Below are 22350 nucleotides of genomic sequence, written 5' to 3' on the forward strand. Positions count from 1 at the left end.
TGTTTTTATTCATCGCCAGTACAGCTTTAATTGCGTAAAATAGCCGCTTTATTCTGTGAGTGTAATAATCATGAACCGAAGCGAACAGATCCTGGCCGCCGCCGAGCAATGCATGCGGCTGAAAGGCTTTCACCAGACATCGATTCAGAATATTGCCAGCCAGGCCGACGTCAGCATTGGTTTAATTTATAAATACTATAAAAACAAAGAGGCGATCATTGAGGCATTAGTCACCAATGTAGTGCAGCGGATGATCACGCTACTCAATGCCGACTTTGAACGTATCGCGCATATGAAAGGACATTATCACGAAGCGGAAGATATTGTGCCGGCGGCAGTGGAAAACAGTATTATTCTGCTGATGGAAGTGTCATCCGAAGCCACGCGTAATAATCGCATCCAACAAATCATGCTCGATGCCTGGCATGATCTTAAAAATAATTTTATTGCTCAGGAGCAGACGCTGCACCCCGAGCAGGACGCCAATGCCATTCACACCCGCTTATATGTGATGTCGCTGATTATTGACGGCATTATTATTCGCCGCTGCATGAAGCAGCGCGATATGGCGTCGGGCTTTATGCCGTTTTTCAATGCGGTGGTGAATGATGTCTATCCGCACGGGGCGGTGTAAATTCAGCCGAACAGATGCTGGCTGAGAACGCCGTTCACCCGCTGCATTTCACGTTGGTCCAGGTCGCTATCGACGAAGGCGCGACAGGCGACGCCATCGACCAGCAGCAATAAAAATTGAATGCGATTGGCGCGCTGTGTTGGATCGATATCAGGTTGTTGCGCGCGAAAAATAGCCGCTAACTCAGCAAGTAATAATTGCTCCTGCTGGGCCAGAATGGTACGCACCGATTCATTACGCGACGCCTCAGAATACATTTCCAGTAATAATTTCCGGTCCTGACTCGGCCAATGCTGCCAGAATGGCGAATCAGCGTTGATAATATCCTGAGTCGATTGTTGTGCGGGCAAGTGTTGTATTAAAAACAGGCGCCAATTCTGCGCGATGCTTTTTATTGTTTCCATCACAATAAGCTCTTTACTGCTAAAGTAACGATATATTTGCCCTGCCCCTAACGCAGATTCACGGCTAATATCCGCTATGCTGGCGCCATGAAATCCGGAGCGACTAAAACAGACTTTCGCCGCAGAAATCACCTGCTGCTGACGCTGTAAGAGAAAATCGTCATGTTCAGAGTGACTCACATTGGCTCCGAAAAAGAATTTATCGTTTATTCCCGTCATCATACGTGATGCGTTTCCGGTGAGAAACCCAGACAATGTTTCCAATTCTTGCTTCCCCGCACGCAGGCATTGTAGCGGCGCAATTTATTGCGCGATAAATCGCGCCGCTACGAAAAGTGCAATTATTGCGCGCTCATTATTTCAGATTCTTTCAACGCCGTGCCGCCACCCATCACTTTATAGAAGGTGATCAAATTCAGGTAATAGGCTTGCTGCGTACTCACCAGATTGGTTCGGGCACTGTACAGCGTGCGCTGCGCGGTTAACGCATTGAGGTAGCTATCAACGCCGTTGCGGTAGCGCAGATCCGCCAGATGATAATAGGTTTGCGATGCCGCTACATTACGCTGCTGACTGCTGAGCTGATCGTTGATGGTGCCACGACGCGCCAGCGCATCCGCCACTTCCTGGAAGGCGGTTTGCACCGCTTTCTCATACGCCGCTACGTAATACTCTTTCTGTGCTTTGGTGTATTTCAGGTAAGAGACGTTGTAGCCGCCCTGGAAAATCGGCAGCGAAATGCTCGGCGCAAACGACCAAATGCCCGCCCCGTTTTTAAACAGCGTCGACAGATCGCTACTGCCGACGCCGCCGCTGCCCGTCAGCGTAATGCTCGGGAAGAAGTTGGCACGCGCCGCGCCGATACTGGCGTTGGCAGACTTGAGATTATGCTCGGCTTGCAAAACATCAGGACGATTCAGCAACGCATCTGATGAGACGCCCGCAGGCACCTCGCGCAGTGCGTTACCGATCGATTCAATGCTGTCAGGCAGCAGGTTCTCCGGCACGCTGCGGCCCACCACCAAATCCAGCGCGTTTTTATCCTGCGCCACCAGCGTGCTGTAGCTGGCGACATCGGCCTGCGCGGACTGATAGGTGGTTTCCGCAGACGAGACATCCACCATTGAGGCGATACCATTTTCCATCTGCTTGCGCGTCACCTGCCACGATTGTCGCGCGCTCTCGGCGGTCTCTTTGGCAATCGCCAGATTGCTGCGATCGGCGGCGAGCTGCAGCCAGTAATCCACGGTGTTGTACAACACCGTCAGGCGCGTGCTGCGTGCGCCCTGCAGCGTGCCGAGATAGGTTTCATACTGCTCGCGCGTCAGGCTCTGGTTTTTGCCAAATAGATCGAGTTCAAACGAACTGACGCTACCTTCTGCCGAATAACTGTTGCTGATGGCGGTTTGATTACCTTCGCCTGTTAACGCGCGCGAACGCGTGCCGCTCACGCCGGCGCTAATAGCCGGGAACAGATTGGCGCGCTCTTCACCGTATTGCGCATGCGCGGATTTAACGCTGGCCACCGCTTCACGCAAGTCGCGGCTGCTATCCAGCGCCATCGCCACCACCTGCCGCAGTTTGGCGTCGAGCACATAATCCTGCCAGCTCAGGTCGCGGTAGTTGCTGGCTGGTGTGCCTTGCAATGAACGATAGGCTTCACCGCTCGGCATCTGGCTGCTGACCGCGCCTTGCGGGCGCTCATAGTGCGGATCGAGCGACACACAACCCGACAGCAGCGCGGGAACCAATACCATTAAGAGTTTTGCCGACATGTTATTCCCCCGCCTTGGGCACAGATGCATGATTATCGTCATGCGGTATCGCCGGGAACACGCGACGCACCAGAACAAAGAACAGCGGTACAAAGAAGATCGCCAGCAAGGTAGCGGTCAGCGTGCCGCCAATAATACCGGTACCAATCGCAATACGGCTGTTGGCGCCCGCGCCGGTGGAAATCGCCAGCGGCAATACGCCAGCGGTAAATGCCAGCGAAGTCATAATGATGGGCCGCAGGCGCATCGATGCCGCGTGCGTCGCCGCCTTCACCAGGCTTTCCCCTTTGCGGTAATTGTCTTCGGCGAACTCAACGATCAGAATCGCGTTTTTCGCTGACAAGCCAATGATGGTTAACAGCGCCACCTGGAAGTAGACGTCGTTTTCCAGCCCGCGCAGGCTGATCGCCAGCAGCGAGCCGATCACGCCTAGCGGTACTACCATCATCACCGAGAACGGCACCGACCAGCTTTCATACAACGCCGCCAGGCACAGGAACACCACAATCAGCGAGATGCCATACAGCGACATCGCCTGGTTGCCGGAGAGTTTTTCCTGATAGGACAAGCCGCTCCACGCAAAGGTGGTGCCCGCCGGCAACTTCGCCGCCAGTTTTTCCATCGCGCTGATCGCATCCCCGGAACTCTTGCCGGCCGCCGCCGAACCTTCGATTTCGTAAGACGCGAGGCCGTTATAACGAGACAGCACATCCGGGCCGTACGCCCACTCTGAGGAGGCAAACGACGCAAACGGCACCATGGTGGTATTGCTGTTGCTATCGCTGCCGCGCACGTACCAGCGATCGATATCTTCCGGCTTGCTGCGGAACTGCTGATCGCCCTGCATGTAAACCTTCTTCACGCGGCCACGATCGGTGAAGTCGTTAATGTAGCTGCCGCCGATCGCCGCGCTGAGCGTGTCGTTAATGTCGCTGATGGTGAGACCCAGCGACTGCGCTTTTTCATCGTCGATATTAACCTGCAGCTGCGGCAAATCCGGCAAGGTGTTGGCTCGCACCGCGCTGAGCAGCGGATCCTGATTGGCTTCAGCAATCAGCTGATTGCGCATTTGCAGTAGCTGATCGCGCCCGGTGGCACCACGCGCCTGCAGCTCAAAGGTGAATCCGTCTGACTGCCCCAAACCGGACACCGACGGCGGCGACAGCACGAAGATCTGCGCATCACGAATGCTGGCAAGATTGGCCATTGCACGCGCGGCAATGGCATCGGCACTGTTTTCAGCACCTTTACGCTCGCTCCAGTTCTTCAGCGAGATAAAGCCAATCCCGGCGTTCTGGCCGCTGCCGGCAAAACTGAAGCCATTCACCAGCATGCTGACGTTGACGTTGTCTTTTTCTTTGGTGGCGAAGTATTCCTGCACCTGACGACGAACCGCGCTGGTGCGGTTTTCCGTCGCGCCCGGTGCCAGCTGGTATTGCACCATGATATAGCCCTGATCCTCAGTCGGCAGGAAGCCGGTCGGCAAACGCATATACAGCACCGCGCAACCGATCAGCAGCACCGCGTAGAGCAGCAGATAGCGCACCGAACTGTGCAGCACATGACCCACGCCGTTGTGATAACGCGTCTGCACGCGCTCGTAGCTGCGATTAAACCAGCCGAAAAAGCCCTTTTGACCGCCTTCTTCGTTGTGCGGTTTGAGCAGCGTGGCGCACAACGCCGGCGTCAACGTTAACGCCACAATCACCGACAGCACCATCGATGACACAATGGTGATGGAGAACTGACGATAGATAACACCGGTTGAGCCGCTAAAGAAGGTCATCGGCAGAAACACCGCCGACAGCACCAGCGCGATACCAATCAGCGCCCCGGTGATCTCTTTCATCGATTTTTCAGTGGCCTCACGCGGCGGCAAGCCCTCTTCGCGCATCACACGCTCGACGTTCTCCACCACCACGATCGCGTCATCCACTAACAGCCCGATGGCGAGCACCATGCCGAACATGGTTAAGGTGTTGATCGAGTACCCGAACAGTGACAGCACGCCAAAGGTTCCCAGCAACACCACCGGCACGGCAATCGCCGGAATCAGCGTGGTGCGGATGTTCTGCAGAAACACGAACATCACGATCACCACCAGAATCACCGCCTCGATCAGGGTTTTCACCACCTCTTCAATCGAGATTTTCACGAAGTCGGTGCTGTCGAGCGGATACGCCACTTCATAGCCCGGCGGCATGCTGCTGCGGAACTCGTCGATGGTGGCTTTCACCTGTTCGGCGGTTGAAAGCGCATTGGCGCCGGACGCCAGCTGCACCGCGATCCCTGAAGCCGAATGACCGTTCGCCAGCACGTTGGCGCTGTAATCCTCATCACCCATTTCCACGCGTGCCACATCACTCAGATGCACCACCGAGCCGTCGCTTTGGCTTTTCAACACGATATTGCGGAACTGTTCCGGCGTTTGCAGACGTGAACGCGAACGCACGGTCGCCACCAGCTGCTGCTCTTTGCTGGCCGGTTGCGCGCCCAGCTGACCGGAGGAAACCTGGGTATTCTGGCTCTCCAGCGCGCTGGTCACATCGGACGGCATCAGCGAAAAGGAGGCGAGTTTGGCGGGATCGAGCCAGATGCGCATGGCGTATTCGGCACCAAACACCTGCACGCTACCGACGCCCGGCACGCGCGCCAGCGTATCTTCCATGTTGCTGACCATGTAGTCCGCCACATCGGCCGAGGTGCTTTGGTTGGTTTTATCGTACAGCGCCAGAATCAACAGGAAGTCGCTTTGCGCCTTCTCCACCGTCACGCCTTGCGTGGTAACGGACGTCGGCAAGCGGCTTTCGGCCTGCTGCACTTTGTTCTGCACCTGCACCTGCGCAATATCCGGATCGGTGCCCTGCTGGAAAGTGACGCTGATTTTTACCTGGCCGGTTGAGGCGGTGCTGGTGGAATCGAAATAAAGCAAGCCGTCGAGGCCGGTGAGCTGCTGCTCGATCACCTGCGTGACGCTGCTTTCCAGCGTTTCCGCCGACGCGCCGGTGTAAGTGGCCTGAATACTGATCTGCGGCGGTGCGACGTCGGGATATTGCGCAATCGGCAGGCTTTTAATGCTGAGCACGCCAAACATCATGATGCAGATGGCGATCACCCAGGCGAATACCGGGCGGCGAATAAAGAACTGAGCCAACATAGTTACTGGCCTCCGCTGCTGGCGCTGTTTGGCGTCACTTCAACTGCTTTCACCGTCATCCCGGCCTGCACTTTGGCGGTGCCTTCGACAATCAGCTTGTCGCCGCTGTTTAACCCGCTGGTCACCAGCCAGGTGTTGCCGATAACCCGATCGGTCACCACTTCCCGGCTTTGCACTTTGTTCTCGTTATCCACCACCAGCGCCGTGGCGTTGCCCTTAGCATCACGCGTGATGCCCTGCTGCGGTGCCAGAATCGCATCGTTTTTAACACCGTTGGTGACGCTGGCGCGCACATACATGCCCGGCAACAATTCATGCTGCGGATTGGGGAAGATGGCGCGCAGCGTAACGGTTCCGGTGGCTTCATCAACCGCCACTTCGGTCAGTTCCAGCCTGCCGGGATGATCGTAATTGCTACCGTCTTCCAGTTTTACCGTTACTGGCACCACATCGCTGCTCTGCTGGAGAGAAGCCTGCTGACGCTTCAGTTTCAGCAGTTGCACGCTGGATTGCGTGAGATCGACATAGATCGGATCGAGCGCGCGAATGGTCGCCAGCGCCGTGGTTTGCGCCGAGGTCACCAGCGCGCCCGGCGTCACTGACGAGATGCCGATGCGGCCAGAAATCGGTGCTTTGATTTGCGTGTAGTTGAGGTTGATGCGGGCGCTTTCGACGGCGGCACGATATTGATCAACCGACGCCACGTTCTGTTGATAGGTTGCCAGCGCATCGTCGGCATCCTGACGCGATACGCCGTTCTCTTTCACCAGCGCGCTATAGCGCGCGGATTTTAACTGGCTGCTTTTCACTAACGCCTGCGCATTTTTCAACTGCGCAACGGCCTGATCGTAGCTGGCCTGATAGCTGGCTGCATCGATTTGATACAGCACCTGACCGGCTTTGACTTCGTCGCCTTCGGTAAACAGGCGCTTCTGGATGATACCGTCCACCTGCGGACGCACTTCCGACACCATGCTGCCCACCACGCGTCCGGTGAGTTGACTATCGAGCGTCACCGACTCAGTTTGCAGCGTTTTCACGCCGACTTCGGTGGTCATGTCGCCCGCTGGCGGGGCGCTATTTTGGTCACAGGCGGCGAGCAATAACACCAGCCCGGCGATGGCCGTGCGCTGAAAATTCTTCATGAATAATCCTGTAGTGAACGTTCATTCTCAATCGAGAGTCTACCAAATCGCGGATGTGGGCGTATGTCAGGAAAATGAAAAGAGCGCTCCTGAAAAGCGACAGCAGAATAGCGTCCTCTTTGATTGAGGATTTTTAAAGGTTAAATCGCGATAGGTTACAAAGTGTTGCTAACGATAATGAGTTATAACCATTAATGCAAATGATTATTATTTACATGAGAGTAAACGTTAACCCGATGCGCGGTCTTGCATGCGCACCCTACGAAAAATTATGTACCACCTTTAACGCCAGCTGCGGGCTGGTTAACGGCTGACTACCGGCGCTAAACAGCCTGGACGCCGCCGCCATGGAAACCTGGGCCAGCGCCACATGATCTGCGCCCTGCTGCTTCCCGTCTGCCACCGCATGCGCAATCATCTGCAGATACGCATCCTGATGATCCGCTTTGAACGCCGCCCATGCGCCAGGAATCAGCTGCACAACAGGATGCTGTTCAACCGGCAGCGTCGCTGGGCAAAACAGCGCGCGCGTCGCCGCCAGCGTGGATTCCGCCGCACACAGCACCAGAGATTTACCCGGCAAACGGTGCACCTCATCGGCCAGCATGCGATCGGTGCGATACACCGGGCAATCATGCCCTTCAACACAAAAACCATCGGCAACCGGACCCAGCGTCGAGCAGGTAATCAGAATCGCGTCGAACCACGGCGTCAGGCTGCGTAACAGCTGTTCCAGCTTTTGCTGCTGCGAAGCGGTCATGCCACCGGTCAGCTCCGCTTCCGCCAGCAAATGCGGCATCACGATATGACTCAGTGCGCCGTTGCTCATGCCCAATGAGTGCGCGGCGTCATCGAAAATAGCGATATTACTGGCGGCGGTATGCAGGCAGGCGATAGTCATAGAATTCCTGATTAGTGGCGTCTCTTAGGGATGCTCAATATAACCTGACAAAAACAAAAAAAGGCGCCACAGCGGGCGCCTTATTCTATTTCACTGCAATTACTTCAAACGGAATGCCACAACGCTGTCACCCGCCTGGGTGCCAAGCGAACCGTGACCGCCTGCGGCAATCACCACGTACTGCTTACCGTCTTTACCCATAAAGGTAGACGGCGTGGCTTGCGCACCGGCACTCAGCTCGGTCTGCCACAGCAGTTCGCCGGTGGTGCTGTCGTAGGCGCGGAAGAAGTTATCCGCAGTTGCACCGTGGAACACCAAATCCCCTGCGGTCAGCAATGGACCACCGTGCGCCACCATGCCCATCGGGAAGCCGATGGGGAAGCGGCCAGGCAGGAAGCTGGTCTTCAGGTTTTTGGTCACGCCCACGCGGCGCAGCCATTCGGTTTTACCGGTCTTCAGATCCACGCCCACCATGCGGCCCCAAGGCGGCGCTACACAGGGAATGCCGAGGCCTGACGCCATCTGCTGGATATGGATCGCGTAGTCACCGTGGAAGTTTTCGTTCCAGTATGGCGTGCCATCTTTGGTGAACAGGCGCTCGGTGGCGGTCTGCTCGGTGCGTTTGATCAGGTTGTACTTGTAGGCCAGACGCACTGGCGCGGCAATCAGCATTTGACGCTGCGGATCAACCGCAACCGAACCCCAGTTGAACACACCAATGTTGCCAGGGAAGATCAGTGAACCGCCTTCCGTTGCTGGCGTCCACGGATTGCCATCATAGCGCAGGCTACGGAAATCCATGCGGCATGACATCTGGTCAAACGGTGTGATGCCCCACATTGACTTCTCGGTCAACGGCTGCGGGATGAAGTTCAGGCTGGAAACCGGCTGAGTCGCCGCAAATTTCTCACCGGCTACGCCACCTTCAGTCGAAACCTTCACCTGGTTCACCGGATACACCGGCTGGCCGGTAAGACGGTTCAGCACAAACAGGTTGCCGGTTTTGGTCGGCAGGATCACCACAGGCTGCTTCTGGCCTTGATAATCGATGTCCACCAGCGAAGGCTGTGACGGATTATCGCGGTCCCACAGATCGTGGTTGGAGCTCTGATAGCGCCATTTGAACGCACCGGTTTGCAGATCCAGCGCCACCAGCGCATCACGGAACTTCTCGGTGTTGCTGTTTGTATCGCGTTCAATGCCCACTTCATCCGGTGAAGCGTTACCAAACGGCACATAGACTACGCCATTTTTCAGGTCAGCACTCAACGTGCCCCACGCCACTGGCGTGTCCTGCGGGTAGTTTTGACCGGCAGCAATTGGCGCGGTGTTTTCCGGGTTAGCCGGATCAAAGTTCCACACCAGACGACCGCTTTGCACGTCATAGGCACGAATCACGCCTGACGGGTTGCCGCTGTTGAAGCCGTTATCCATCACGGAACCGCCAACGATCACCAGCTTGCCCGCCACCAGCGGTGCTGCGGTTTGCATCAGCGCATGTGGACGCACTTCACCCATGTTGGCGTGCAGATCAACCACACCGTTCTGACCGAAATCAGCGCACGGTTTACCGGTATCGGCATCCAGCGCAATCAGCTGCGCATCGGTGGTGGCGTTAAAGATACGTTTACGGCAGATGGCCGGATTCGCGGCGCTATCCTGCGCGGCAACCGGGGTTTCTTCGTAGTAGCTTACGCCGCGACAGGTCTGATGCTGCTGCAGGTAAGAGCGATCTTTATTTGGCGTGAATTTCCACTTCACCGCGCCGGTTTCCGGATCAAGTGCATGCACTTCGTTATGCGGCGTACAGAAATACAGCATACCGTTGGCTTTCAGCGGCGTAGCTTCGAAGGTGTATTCGGTGGCATCCGCATCCTGGCGCAAATCACCGGTGTGATAGGTCCATGCAACTTCGAGGTTTTTGACGTTGTCTTTGCTGATCTGATTCAGCGCCGAGAAACGCAGGCCGTCAGACGAACCACCGTACGCGGTCCAGTCGTTAGCGGCGCCCTGCTCGCTGTTCTGCTCGCGGGCATTGCTGATGGTGCCTTGCTGCGGAACCGGATCGTAGAAGCACAGACCAATCACCACCACGATCATGATAATCACGGTGCCGCCGAGGAAGCCGTGGAAACGGCGTTCGCCGCGATACAGCGGTTTCACCACCCACGGCATCGCCAGCCACAGGCCGATCACGCCGAACAGGTCACCGCGTGGGATCCACTGCCATTTATCAAAGCCCACTTCCCAGATAATCCAGGCGAGCGTAATCCACATCAGCACCGCATACAGCGCCAGCGCGCTGCGCTGGTTGCGGAACAGTAAAATTGCGGTGATGAGTAATCCCACTGCCATCAGCGCATAGAAGGCGCTGCCGCCCAGCATCAACAGCTTGCCGCCCATGTACAGCAAGGCAATCGCCAGAATCGCGAGCACGATACTGGTTAATTTGTTAACCATGCTAATCCCTCAACCATATTCATCGAAAAACCTCAAAAATAACCCCACATAAAATCAACAGAATTTTAACTTACGTTACCGTTTAGTAAAAACCCGTTGCGAGGTGTGTCGTTAGCTCCGCTAATGAATGTAGTTCGGCTAATGGCTGCCAGCTACCGCCTCGTTCAATCTGTGACTGAAATCACGTTTCATTTTCGTTGAGAGAATTAATCATTAGTGAGGAAAATTCGCATTTTTTGATAACGAAAAATGGCGAGGATGCGCGATTTGGGGGCATTTGCGCCTGAGACATAACCTTGCGCAGATTTGTTACTACGCCCGCTGTAGTAGAAAACTTACGCTGTTTTCTTTTTACCCGGGAAACGTTATGAAAATCACTTTATTAGCCAGCTCATTGTTGCTCCTCGCGGTGACTTCTCACGCTGCAACTGACCCACTGATCGTCGGCGATCAAAAAGGCAATGCTCGCGCGGTGATGTCCGCCGCTGGCGAGCTCAACAATGTGCCGTATGAAATCAAATGGTATGAGTTCCCCAACGCTGCGCCGCTGCTGGAGTCGCTCAACTCCCAGCATCTGGATGCCGGCTTAGTCGGCGATGGTCCGCTGTCGTTTGCCGTGGCCGCAGGCGCGCAGATCCGCGCCATTCAGGCATCGCAATATCTCGGCAATGCCATCCTGGTGAAAAAGGACAGCGCCCTGCACAGCATCGCCGACCTAAAAGGCAAGAAAGTGGCGACGGTAAAAGGATCGGCCGGGCAGAACATGGTGCTGAATGCGCTGCACGAAGCGGGTTTGCCCGACGACAGCGTCAATTTTGTCTTCACCACGCCGTCGGAAGCGACGCTGGCGCTGGATAATGGCGCGGTGGATGCGGTGGCAACCTGGGAACCTTATGTGTCCTTTGCCGTGGCGCAGTCCGGCGATCGCATCGCCATCGACGGCAAAAATTCGCCAGTTTCAAACTATCTGGTGGCGACCGATAGCGCCATCGCCAGCAAGCGTGAACAGCTCATGGACTTCCGCGAGCGCCTGATTCGCGCACGTGCGTGGGGCGTGGCGCATCCACAAGCCTACGCCAGCGAGATCGCCAAACTGCTGCGTCTGCCAGATGCGGTGGCGCTGAGTAAAGTACAGCGTGAAAACAACGCGCCGGTAGAAGATTACGCGTTGGTAGAGAAACGCCAGCAGCTGGCGATTGATACCTTCACCCGCGGCGGCCTGATCAAACCCGGCTTAAAAGCCGACAAACTGGTGGATGCCTCCTTCTTTAACGCCAACGGAGCCGCCAAACCATGATGAATCTGGCGCTCTACCTCGACTCCGGCATTCATCAGGGCGGCTGGCGCCATTCCGATTCGGCCGCGACCGGCGGCAGTAACTGGCCGCTGTACCGCAAAATCGCCCAGCGCGCTGAAGACGCGAAGCTGGACATGATTTTTGTCGCGGACAAGCTGGCGATTGATGATGTTTACGGCGGGCATCTGGCGCACACCGTGCAGCATCGTCAGGTTGGCTGGTCTGAACCCTTAACATTATTAGCCGCGCTGGCGGCGGTGACTGACCACATCGGCCTCGGCGGCACGGTTTCCTCCTCCTATTCGGTGCCTTACACCACCGCGCGTCAGCTGGCAAACATCGACCATATTAGCGGCGGGCGCGCAGCGTGGAACGTGGTTACCTCGTTGAGCCACGCCGAAGCGCGCAACTTTGGTCGCAGCGAGCACTTCAGCCATGAAGCTCGCTATCGCCGCGCGGCCGAATTTATTGATGTCATGAAAGCGCTGTGGGACAGCTTTGAAGAGGACGCGCTGATTCTGGATAAAGCGCAGGCGCACTTTGCCGACCCGGCACGCTTCCATAGGCTTGATCATCAGGGTGAATCTTTCAACGTGCAGGGACCGCTTAATCTGCCGCGTCCGCCGCAAGGTCATCCGGTGGTGATCCAGGCTGGCGTATCGGAAGCCTTTATCGATCTGGCCGCGCAACAGGCGGAAGTGCTGTTTGTGGTGCAACCCAATCGGGAACGCGCGCAGCAATTTTATCAAAACCTGAAACAGCGTGCGCTGCAGTATCAGCGTCAGCCCGATCAACTGCGCATTCTGCCCGGCATGGTGCCGATTGTCGGCAATACGCAGCGCGATGCCGAGGAGCGTGCGGCGTACCTGAAATCATTGATTACCGTGGAATCGGGCCTCAGCTTTGTTTCGGCCAGCATGAATATCGATCTTTCGCAGTACCCCATTGACGGGCCGGTGCCTGACCTGCGTGAAAAGATCACCGGCAGCAAAGGCCGTTTTCAATATGTGATCGCCAGCGCCATTGAGCAGAACCTGACGCTGGGCGAGATGGCGAAACGCTACGCCGAGAGCTTGTCGTTCCCGGCACCGACCGGCACAGCGGATAGCATTGCGCAGCAGATGATTGACTGGTATCAGCATCAGGCCTGCGACGGTTTTGTCATTCTGCCCACCTACATTGACGAGAACGAAGATCGCTTCCTCGAACAGGTTGTCCCGCGCCTGCAGGCTGCGGGCGTCTTCCGCAGCGACTATCAACCGGGCACGCTGCGCGATCGTTTAGGCTTAGTAAAGCCGGAAAATCGCTTTAACCGTTCGTCATCAATTGAAATAACTTAATTAATCATTAATGCGCTGCTGCGATTATTCCTGGCAACTATTATCATAGCAGCGCGAATAAGTGCGGTTTTATTACAGTTTTATTTATTCCCTCTTCATTTAATCTTTTTTAAATTGATTAGCCATTGCGCCGCAATGACTTTTTAAGAGTTTCCTCAGCCTGTTATCCCGGATTGAGCGTGATATAAATCACGTAACTGCTCTGCGGCAAGGCCGCTAATAAAAAGAAGGTTATGATGATCAGCGCAGATTTCTTTTATCGTAAATTACGTTTTCCTTTTAAACTCACACACGCTGCTTTTAAGTTTCCGGTTGCCAATGCGCGAGCCCGGCAATATCAGGTGATGTCGCCTGAACAGACCATTGACCTGCTGCTCAGCGACCACAAGCTCTCCGTAAGCCGCTATGGCGACGGCGAACTGGAAATGACCTTGTTCAAGAATATCGGTTTTCAATCTTTCGATGAACGACTCTCTATTCGCCTTAAAGAGATATTACGTCGCGGAAGTCAGCCGAAGAATCCGTGTTTATTATGTATGCCCGATGCCTTTCGCGGCACCGCGAATATGCGTTTTGGTTCGGCCCTATTCTGGTTTTTTCATAAAGCGTTTTATTTTCGCCATTATGAAAGCTTATTAAAGAAAGATTACCGCTACGGCAATACCTCCGTTACGCGTCCCTATCACGATTATAAGGACAAGCAGCAGGCGGTTCGCGTGTTTAATAAGTTCAAGCAGCTGTTCAGCGATAAAAAGATATTAATTGTGGAAGGCAGCGGCACGCGTCTCGGCATCGGTAACGATCTGCTTGATGACGCGCGGGAGATTAAACGCATCACCACGCTCAATCGCAACGCCTTCTCGGTCTACAACGAGCTCTACAGCTCGGTGCTGGCGCACGCACGCGATTACGATATGGTGCTGATGTCGCTCGGCCCCACCGCCACGGTGCTGGCTTACGATCTCAGCCAGCATGGCATTCGCTGCATTGATACCGGCCACATTGATATCGAGTACGAATGGATGCGCAGTGCCGCGCGTGACAAGGTGCAGGTGGCCGGCAAGAACGTCAATGAAGTGGGCGTGTTACTCAGCGACGATGCGCGCGACGCCGACGATCATTATCGCCAGCAGATTTTGCTGCATGTCGGGTTGCCGCAGGAAGCGGTGCTATCGGCGATGGTAATGCATCCGCCGATCTAATCCACATCGCAAGTAATCGCAAAAAAAGGGTATTTTGAGATTGCTTGCGATAACGCTGTTACCCTTCGCGCTTTTTCAGCCACTCCTGCAGCTTGCGCAGTGAAACAGGCGCCTGATACACCGTTCCTTTCCCCTCCTTTAGTGGACGCAACAATCCCTGTTCGGTGAGGTTTTTCAGGCGCGCACGCGCGGTGTTATCCGCGATGCCGAGCCGCGATTTAATCCCGGCAGAGCTGAGTAACGAACCCGGCGCATTGAGCGCGATGGCCATGATATCCAGCTCACCTTTGGCTAAGGTCATATGCTCTTCCACCCACGTCACTAGACGTTCCCGCTCTTTGTGCAGCGTGGCGATTTGCTCGGTGAAGGCAGTCACCGCGCGCATCACCACTTCGCACTGAAACTGCACGAAATAGGTCAGATCCATCTCATCAGTTTCGCTGTAAAGATAGGAAATGCCGTACTTTACCGCCGCGGCTTTCAACAGCTTGCTGATGGAGATGTAGCGGAACGCGCTGTAACCGTGACGAATCAGATGATGGTAAAACAGGCCGCGCGCGGTGCGCCCGTTGCCGTCAATGAAGGGATGAATGTAGCCGATAGCAAAGTGCAACACGCAGGCCACCAGCAACGGATGCGTGCCCTGCTGCTCCAGCCAGGCAACTTCGGCGCATAACGCGTCCAGCAGGCTATTGAGCCGCTGATAATCCGGCGGCTGATGAATAATTTCGCCGTCGCGCCCGGCAACAAACACATCGTTATTGTCGCGCACGGCGCCGGGCCGATATTTTTCATCATTAATGCCGGCGCAGGCGATGTGATGAATTTCCAGAATATCGGCGCGCGTCAGCGGCGCGTCACCCAGCGTGGCAATGTGCTGCATCAAGCGCCAGTTGCCCATGATCATGCTTTCATCTTCGTTGCGCGGTGCACGCCCCACCGCCAGCAACTCCATCGCCACGCGCGAGGTGGTCGCCGCGCCTTCCAACTGGCTGGATGAAATCGCCTCTTCCATGATCAGCTGTGACATCAGGTAAGAAGCCGAGTCCTCATTCGTTGGTTCGCCGTTGCGCGCAAAGGTCATACGATCAACCATCGACATCGCCGCCGTGATTTTGGCCGTAAGATTACAGGTCACGGTTTGATCGGCGATCACAAAGTGCTGCGCGCTGCTGCGGCGCTTGAATTTCAGTGCGCTCCACACTTTCTCACGCGTCTGACTATCTCTGACACGACGATATAACTCATCGAAATGCAGATAGCGCTCATCCCACTCGGCATGACTGGCGAGGAGCGAATTAATCTCACTGATACTCAGCGAATCAATAAGTTGAGCTGGTGGGCGGCGCAGCTTCATCTCAAGCAATCTCAAAAACAGGGTATTTTGAGTTTACTTGAGATTCGCTGCGACGACAAATGGCGCTTGCAGCGCGGTTAGCTGCCGTGCCGCTGGCAAAATGCACGGAGATCGGAGGATTGGAAATCGGCCAGATTCGCCATCAGCTTCTCCAGCGGCCAGTTCCACCAGGCAATCGCCTGCAGCTGCGCGGCAATATCCACCGCGAAACGTGCACGGATCACTTTGGCTGGCACGCCACCGACAATGGTGTATGGCGGCACCTCTTTCGTCACCACCGCACCGGCCGCCAGCACCGCGCCGTCACCCACCGCCACGCCCGGCAGTACGATCACGCCATGCCCAATCCACACATCATTGCCAATGATCACGCGATCGGCGCGACGGTCAGCAAAGAAGCCATTATCGCGTTCCGCCTGCGCATCGTAGTATTCCGGACAGTAGGTGAAACGGTGCTGCGAGGCGCGATCCATCGGATGATTGGGTGCGCCAATCCGTACATGATTGGCAATGGCGGTAAAGCGTCCGATTTGCGCATCGGCGACGCAGCAATGTTCTCCGAGATAGGAGAAGTCGCCCAGTTCGCTGTATTCGATATAGGTTTCGGCCAGCACTTCACATTGCGCGCCAATCTGGGTTTCGCGCATGCGCACGCTGGGATCGATAACAGTGTGTTGCAGTTTTGTCGGTTGCACAGCAGCAAGTGCCATAATCAAAGCTCCGTGTGGTCAGATGTCTGGATGACCGGTTGCGACTGGGCAACCGCGAGCGACAACACTACAGCGGCAAAATGACACTAATGCTATTGTGCGTATCTGTTTCAGGCGATTCGAGGAAAAGGAATGAGAACACCGTGGTCAATACTGGCGCTGTTATGGTCAGCCGGACAGGCATCCGCCGCGCTGCCCGCCGACATCAAGGCCGGTGATATTGTGCAAGTGCAGTTAGCGCAACTCCATCCAACGCAGGCTGCGATTGGCTATCGTCAGCTGGATTACAAACAGCATCGTTATGAAGCCGAACCGAAAAAGCTGTTCGATGATTATTGCGAAAGTATGGGGCAGAAAGGCGTTGATAAAATTGACAATAAATCACGTCTCTCGCAGCCCAGCAGCTTCAGCTGTAAAGCGCCGGTCGGCAGCGAACCGGGGCCGATGAAAACGGCGGTGATTGCGCCGGATAACGTGCTGTACCTTACCGATGGTCATCATACTTTCAGCAATTTCGCCGATATCGCCGGTCTTAACACGCCGGTGCAAGTGCGCATCACCGATGACTTCCGCAGCCTGAAAACCATGTCCGCCTTCTGGCAAAAAATGGAAACGGCACATCTGGTGTGGCTGGATACGCCAGCTGGCAAAATTAAACCGGACGCGCTGCCGAAAGAGTTGGGCCGCCAGCATATGCAGAATGATGAATATCGCTCGCTGGTCTATTTCGTGCGCGATATTGGCTTTGAGAAGGAGCAGAATCCGCCGCCGTTCCTCGAGTTCTACTGGGGCAAATGGCTGGAAACGCAGCTGCCGCTGAAGAACTTTGACCTCAATAACCGCAACGGTTACGCCAAAGCGCTGGAAACCATCGCTGAGAAGATGACCAGCGTGCCGAAAGACACGGTGATTGCGCACAGCGATAGCGGCCCGCTGACGGCGGATCGGTTAGGCGCACGCAAGAAAGTGAACGAGAAGAAGCTGGAGAAGCTGGTCTCTGACAATGGCAAACTGACGTGGGCTTTTGCGCAATAATCGTGTGGTCGCCATTCATGGCGTAATGCTCGTCAGTTGAGACATGAAAACCCTTAATTATCGAGAGCACACATTGTAGCGGCGCAATTTATTGCGCGATAAATCGCGCCGCTACGGAAGGTGCGGTGATTTGATACGGCGCTTAACTGATCGGCATTACGCCATTCATGGCGACCCATTCACCCATCAGCGCCCTTTCAGCGTTAAACCAATTCGCAGTTTTTCACATCCGCCGATGGCGCCAGCAGATTTTTATCAAATTCGCGCAGTGCCACGCCATCACGAATACGCATCGGCCAGTCGGGATTGGCTAGCGCGCTTTTGCCTATCGACACATAATCCGCGCCCTGCTCCAGCGCCTGCGCCGCCGTGCTGGCATCACTTAACGCGCCATTGGCGATAATCGGCAATTTCGGTGCCGCCTGACGCGCAATTTGCACCAGTGACAGCGGCGAATCGGCAAACGCCGGTTGCAGCGCGTCATATTCAGTCAGATGCAGATAATCCACGCCGGCCTCAGCAATCGCGGCGAATACCAGGCGCGCGCCCACTTCGCCTTCCCGCCATTTGTGATGAAAATCATTCACTTTGCCCTGTGAGAGGCGAATTCCCAGCGTAACATCCTTGCCTACGCGCTGGCGCACCGCGGCGATCACCGCCAGCGTCAGAGACAAACGTGCCACGATATCGCCGCCCCAGCGATCGCTGCGCTGATTGGTGTAATCGGTAAAGAACTGGTCAAGCAGATAGCCGTTAGCGCCATGAATTTCGATGCCATCAAAACCCGCTTCGCCGACTGCCCGCGCCGCAGTGTGCGCAAAGCTGTCGATCACCTGCTGGATCTGCTCTTCATTCATTTCGCGTGGCAGCGGATAGGCGCCATGACCGTGATAGAAACCGAGTTGTTCCCCGCGCGGCTGCACCGCTGAGGGCGCGAGCGTGTCCGGTCGATAGATGTTGCCCTGCGATATCGCCCCGGCATACATCAACTGCGCAATGATTTTGCCGCCATGCTGATGCACCCGATCGGTGATCGCGCGCCAGCCGGCGCTCTGTTTAGCGTTAATCAGCCCCGCCTGAAACGCATAGGTTTGCGACCAGGCTTCATCGATATAGATGCCTTCGGTGATGATGGCGCTAAAGCCGCCGCGCACGAAGCGCTGATAGTAGTGCTGCATACGTTCGCCTGGTATGCCGTCAACGCTGGCGGAGATGCGCGTCATGGGCGCCACCATAATGCGATTCTTCAGCGCCAGCCGATTCAGTGTGCCGCTCTGAAAAAGATTTTTATCACTCATATTGCTCTCTGGATGCGGATTATCTACAGAGCGCAGTATATTCGGTCGCCACAGGGACAAAAATGGCCGATGATGATACGTCTGTATAACGGAAATCGTTACAATGAACTCAAAAGATGTTGAGGTATTTCTGATGGTCACCCAGACGCGCAGCCTGACGCAGGCTGCGCGGCGACTGAACACCACGCCAATGACGGTCTCACGCCGACTCGCCTCGCTGGAAGAAGATCTCGGCGTGCGCCTGCTGCATCGCACCACCCGCGCCATTGCGTTAACAGATGAAGGTGAAGAGTTTCTGCCCTACGCCAAAACCCTGACGGAAACCGAACAGAGCGCGCGCAATCTGTTCTCGCCGAATAAACAGGGCGCCACCGGCCAGCTGCGCATCACCGCACCTTCTGGTTTTGGCCGCCGCACCATTATTCCGTTGCTGCCCGCGCTGATGGCGGAGAATCCCGAACTGAAGATCGATTTCCAGCTCAGCGATAACGTCACCGATATTGTTGGGCTGGGCTACGATGTCGCCATTCGCATCGCCCCGCTGCGGGATTCGCGCTTAGTCGCGCAGCGGCTGGCGGATAATCCGAGCGTGCTCTGTGCTTCTCCAGACTATCTGGCGCGCTTCGGCACGCCAAAACTGCTGGCCGATTTGCATCAGCATAACTGCCTACGCTTATCCGGCGTGCCGCAATGGAGTTTTATAGTCGACGACCATATTTCCAGTGTCAGCGTTGAGGGCCGTTTTAGCGGCAGCAATGTGGAAGGCGTGCGTACCTTATGCGTAGCGGGCAGCGGCATCGCCCAGCTCTCTGCATGGGATGTGCAGCAAGAGTTGGCGGCAGGTGAACTGACTGAGATTACCTTGCGAGATGCTCAACCGCAGCTGCTCGGCGTCTGGGCGCTGTTTCCCACCGCACGGCATCTGCCAACGCGCGTCACGGTTTTTCTAAACGCCCTAAAACAGGCGATGGCACGTTAATTCAGAAAATGTGAATGGCGAATCAGGGGCAAAATCTGGATGCGGAAGAGGTGGGATTAACCGCGAAGAAAATTAAAATCGATGCGTTTCTTGAACTGATTCTGGCAGGAAAGATCAGCGACGCGACAACGGTTACCGCGTTTCTGTTGGCGCGGGCGAAAGGGTTAATCGACTGATCTCTCTGCTTTATTCCAGGTGCGCATGAATGCGCACCCTACGAATACAACATCGATGTAGTGCCGCCATTCAGGGCGACCGATTACTCCGCAGCAATATCCGCTAACACCGCTTTTGCCTGCGCCTTATCCACCGCTACGCCATCAATAAATAGCTGACGCTGTTCACCCGGCGGCAGCATAATCTTCAGCGTCTGCCAGGCTGGCTGGAAGCTTCCTTTGCGCTGGAAGTTGAGGTGAATCGCCTCAGCATCGCTGCGCATTTTCCAGTTGAGCCACAGCGCATTGCCCTGCTGATAACCCCAGCTTTCGCCATCATCCTCAAACAGCATACCGTGGCTAACCCCTTTGCCTTTCAGCGGGAACAGCTGCAAGGTGCGGCGATCGTCAGTTTTAGTGTCAACATGACGCAGGCGCTCGCTGAGCGGTAAGCCCGCTCCGGCACGCACCAGCATCGGCTGGGTTTCCAGCGGAGCCGCCAGCGTGATCCATTGACCGCCGCTGAACCATTGCTGGTTAGCGAAGTCATACCAGCCAGTTTGGTTGTCGGGCAGCCACAGACGACGCTCGCGCTGGCCGGGTTCGACCACGCTGGCCACCAGCAGATCGCGGCCCAGCATAAACTCATCGCACTCGGCGAACGTCTGCGCATCCTGTTCATGATCGAGGAAAGTCGGACGCAGCATCGGTTCATCGTCAGCATGCGCCTGCCACAGTAACGTATAGAGGTAAGGCAGCAGACGATAACGCAGTTCAATCGCGGCGCGGATCGCAGGCGTAGCCGCCGGATACATCCAGGGTTCATTGACGGTGTGATCGTCATTCCACGAGTGAATGGTGAAACGCGGATGCATCACGCCGTTTTGTACCCAGCGCACAAACAGTTCTGCATCTGGTTTATCGCCGGAGAAGCCACCGACGTCGTGTCCCACGTTGTACAAACCGGACAGGCTCATACCCAATCCCATGCGGATGTTGTAACGCAACGTGGTCCAGTTGGTGCGGTTATCGCCGCTCCAGGTTTGCACATAGCGCTGCATCCCGGCGCAACCCGAACGGGAAATCAGGAAAGGACGTTTTTCCGGCGCGAAGCGCTGTTGCGCTTCCATCGAGGCGCGCATCATCAGCAGCGGCATCACCGGGCGAATGTGTTTGATGGCAATTGGCGTGCCGAAACCGTGGCAACGCGCTTCGCCGTCCCACACTTCATATTCGTTATTATCGTTCCAGGTGGAATCGATGCCCTTTTCCAGCAGCTGTTTGGTGACGTTTTCCTGCCACCAGGCGACGGCTTGCGGATGGGTAAAATCGAGATGTGAACCTTCGTCATCCCAGAACACCGAACGTTCAGGCGCATCTTCTTCGGAGTCACGGATAAACAGCCCTTGTTCCGCCACTTCGTTATAACGCGGATGATCCTGTAACAGGCACGGTTTGATATTGGCGGCGAGGCGCAAGCCGGCGTCGTGAAACGCCTGGCTCATCACCTCCGGCTGCGGCACTTTGTCGTAGTTCCAGTTGAACACGTAGCGCTTGTTGTTAATTGAGGTGTAGCCGGACGAGAGCTGGAATGAATCGCACGGAATATCGTGCTCTTCGCAGAGACGAATGAAGTTCATCAGCTGATGTTGTGCATCCGGCGCATCGGTGTAATGCATGGTTGAACCACTGTAGCCAAGGCTCCATTTCGGGCCGAACAGCGTTTTACCTGTGAGACGCACAAAGGCTTTGGTGACATCCAGCACCTTGTCACCGACAAACAGGTAATAGTCGATATCACCGCATTCCGCCTGCCAGCGGCGATACGGTTTGTGATAGTTATCGAGTTCATTACCCAGATCAAACCAGCTGCTGCTGAGGTTATCGTAATAGAGACCAAAGCTAACATCGGTACGACGGGTGATGGTAAAAGGCACATGCTTGTACAGCGGATCGGTGGAGGCCGCGTTGTAGCCCATCGCATCAAGGTTACGCATCTCATAGCGCTGGCCATTACGCTGCAAATCGCCGGTTTTCTCGCCCAGACCATAATAACGATCGTCGTTCATGCGGCACTGATAGTGCGCCACGCCATCGCCGTGCGCGTTGATTTGATAAGCGCTGGTTGGACGGTCGCAGGTCAGCAGCTGCCATGCGCCGTGGCTGTCGCAATATTGCCACTCCAGCGCCAGCGGTTGATGGACGATCACCCGCAGCTTATCGGTGGCCACCACCAGCGTGTCGCCCTCTTCTTCCAGCGTGAACGATGGCAAGGTGAATCCGGCCAGGCTGTCACGCTGACGCCCTTCCCACGGCACATCACTTTGTGGCGCGATGCTCCAGGTGCGATCGAGGCTGTATGCGCCATGACGTTTAATCGCCACGCGGAACATGCCCGTTTCCAGCACATACAGACACAGCGTGTGTTTGCCGTCGACGTTTAACGCCACGTGGTGTGCATCGGAACCGGCTAATGACCAATTTTTTAACGTTTTCATCGT

At 55.7% G+C, this 22350-nt stretch carries 17 protein-coding genes; 7 read left to right on the forward strand and 10 right to left on the reverse strand.

Annotated features, from left to right (window positions below; all coding sequences use genetic code 11):
* Positions 1–70 precede the first annotated feature (70 nt).
* Complete coding sequence (locus KVT28_RS02805) at positions 71–634, forward strand: TetR/AcrR family transcriptional regulator (protein WP_217546678.1); 564 nt, start codon at positions 71–73, stop codon at positions 632–634.
* A gap of 2 nt (positions 635–636) precedes the next feature.
* Here KVT28_RS02805 and KVT28_RS02810 read toward each other — a convergent pair whose 3' ends face one another.
* The 6 genes from KVT28_RS02810 to KVT28_RS02835 all read right to left on the reverse strand — a co-directional run bounded on the left by KVT28_RS02810 (position 637) and on the right by KVT28_RS02835 (position 10476).
* Positions 637–1260 carry a TetR/AcrR family transcriptional regulator gene (locus KVT28_RS02810; RefSeq protein WP_254633436.1) on the reverse strand — a complete coding sequence of 208 codons (624 nt, stop codon included), beginning with the start codon at positions 1258–1260 and terminating at the stop codon, positions 637–639.
* Positions 1261–1379: 119 nt separating this feature from the next.
* Positions 1380–2813 (reverse strand): efflux transporter outer membrane subunit, encoded by a 1434-nt coding sequence (locus KVT28_RS02815; protein WP_217546680.1) that lies wholly within the window; start codon positions 2811–2813, stop codon positions 1380–1382.
* A 1-nt stretch (position 2814) separates the two neighbouring features.
* On the reverse strand, positions 2815–5970 hold the full coding sequence (locus KVT28_RS02820; RefSeq protein ID WP_217546682.1) for an efflux RND transporter permease subunit: 3156 nt from the start codon (positions 5968–5970) through the stop codon (positions 2815–2817).
* Positions 5971–5972: 2 nt separating this feature from the next.
* Positions 5973–7115 (reverse strand): efflux RND transporter periplasmic adaptor subunit, encoded by a 1143-nt coding sequence (locus KVT28_RS02825; RefSeq protein ID WP_217546685.1) that lies wholly within the window; start codon positions 7113–7115, stop codon positions 5973–5975.
* A 259-nt stretch (positions 7116–7374) separates the two neighbouring features.
* Complete coding sequence (locus tag KVT28_RS02830) at positions 7375–8016, reverse strand: glutamate racemase (RefSeq protein WP_217546688.1); 642 nt, start codon at positions 8014–8016, stop codon at positions 7375–7377.
* Positions 8017–8115: 99 nt separating this feature from the next.
* Positions 8116–10476: a membrane-bound PQQ-dependent dehydrogenase, glucose/quinate/shikimate family gene (locus KVT28_RS02835; protein WP_217546690.1), complete on the reverse strand. Its 2361-nt coding sequence runs from the start codon at positions 10474–10476 to the stop codon at positions 8116–8118.
* A 367-nt stretch (positions 10477–10843) separates the two neighbouring features.
* Between KVT28_RS02835 and KVT28_RS02840 the strand changes: the two genes are divergently transcribed.
* The 3 genes from KVT28_RS02840 to KVT28_RS02850 all read left to right on the forward strand — a co-directional run bounded on the left by KVT28_RS02840 (position 10844) and on the right by KVT28_RS02850 (position 14315).
* Positions 10844–11773, forward strand: a complete 930-nt coding sequence (locus tag KVT28_RS02840) for an aliphatic sulfonate ABC transporter substrate-binding protein (protein ID WP_217546692.1) — start codon at positions 10844–10846, stop codon at positions 11771–11773.
* The gene (locus KVT28_RS02845) at positions 11770–13113 is read left to right on the forward strand and encodes an NtaA/DmoA family FMN-dependent monooxygenase (RefSeq protein WP_217546695.1); all 1344 of its coding nucleotides are present in this window, start codon (positions 11770–11772) and stop codon (positions 13111–13113) included. The genes KVT28_RS02840 and KVT28_RS02845 overlap by 4 nt, the downstream gene beginning before the upstream one ends.
* A 236-nt stretch (positions 13114–13349) precedes the next feature.
* Positions 13350–14315: a GT-D fold domain-containing glycosyltransferase gene (locus KVT28_RS02850; protein WP_217547540.1), complete on the forward strand. Its 966-nt coding sequence runs from the start codon at positions 13350–13352 to the stop codon at positions 14313–14315.
* Positions 14316–14373: 58 nt separating this feature from the next.
* Here the strand turns inward: KVT28_RS02850 and KVT28_RS02855 are convergent, their stop codons facing one another.
* Complete coding sequence (locus KVT28_RS02855) at positions 14374–15672, reverse strand: Fic family protein (RefSeq protein WP_217546698.1); 1299 nt, start codon at positions 15670–15672, stop codon at positions 14374–14376.
* Positions 15673–15749: 77 nt separating this feature from the next.
* Positions 15750–16382 (reverse strand): DapH/DapD/GlmU-related protein, encoded by a 633-nt coding sequence (locus tag KVT28_RS02860; protein WP_101764451.1) that lies wholly within the window; start codon positions 16380–16382, stop codon positions 15750–15752.
* A gap of 132 nt (positions 16383–16514) precedes the next feature.
* On the opposite strand from KVT28_RS02860, the gene KVT28_RS02865 reads away from it, so the two are divergent.
* On the forward strand, positions 16515–17417 hold the full coding sequence (locus tag KVT28_RS02865; protein WP_101764452.1) for a ParB/Srx family N-terminal domain-containing protein: 903 nt from the start codon (positions 16515–16517) through the stop codon (positions 17415–17417).
* Between the two features lie 203 nt (positions 17418–17620).
* Here KVT28_RS02865 and KVT28_RS02870 read toward each other — a convergent pair whose 3' ends face one another.
* Positions 17621–18715 carry a tRNA-dihydrouridine synthase gene (locus tag KVT28_RS02870; RefSeq protein ID WP_217546700.1) on the reverse strand — a complete coding sequence of 365 codons (1095 nt, stop codon included), beginning with the start codon at positions 18713–18715 and terminating at the stop codon, positions 17621–17623.
* A 103-nt stretch (positions 18716–18818) separates the two neighbouring features.
* Here KVT28_RS02870 and KVT28_RS02875 point away from each other — a divergent pair, with 103 nt between their 5' ends.
* Both KVT28_RS02875 and KVT28_RS02880 read left to right on the forward strand, forming a co-directional pair.
* Positions 18819–19694: a LysR family transcriptional regulator gene (locus tag KVT28_RS02875; protein ID WP_217546702.1), complete on the forward strand. Its 876-nt coding sequence runs from the start codon at positions 18819–18821 to the stop codon at positions 19692–19694.
* Between the two features lie 14 nt (positions 19695–19708).
* Positions 19709–19870 carry a hypothetical protein gene (locus KVT28_RS02880; protein ID WP_225608150.1) on the forward strand — a complete coding sequence of 54 codons (162 nt, stop codon included), beginning with the start codon at positions 19709–19711 and terminating at the stop codon, positions 19868–19870.
* A gap of 83 nt (positions 19871–19953) precedes the next feature.
* Here the strand turns inward: KVT28_RS02880 and KVT28_RS02885 are convergent, their stop codons facing one another.
* On the reverse strand, positions 19954–22347 hold the full coding sequence (locus tag KVT28_RS02885) for a TIM-barrel domain-containing protein (RefSeq protein WP_217546704.1): 2394 nt from the start codon (positions 22345–22347) through the stop codon (positions 19954–19956).
* Between the last annotated feature and the right edge of the window lie 3 nt (positions 22348–22350).

The organism is Pantoea sp. GbtcB22 (assembly GCF_019091025.1).
Taxonomy (GTDB): Bacteria; Pseudomonadota; Gammaproteobacteria; order Enterobacterales; family Enterobacteriaceae; genus Pantoea; species Pantoea leporis.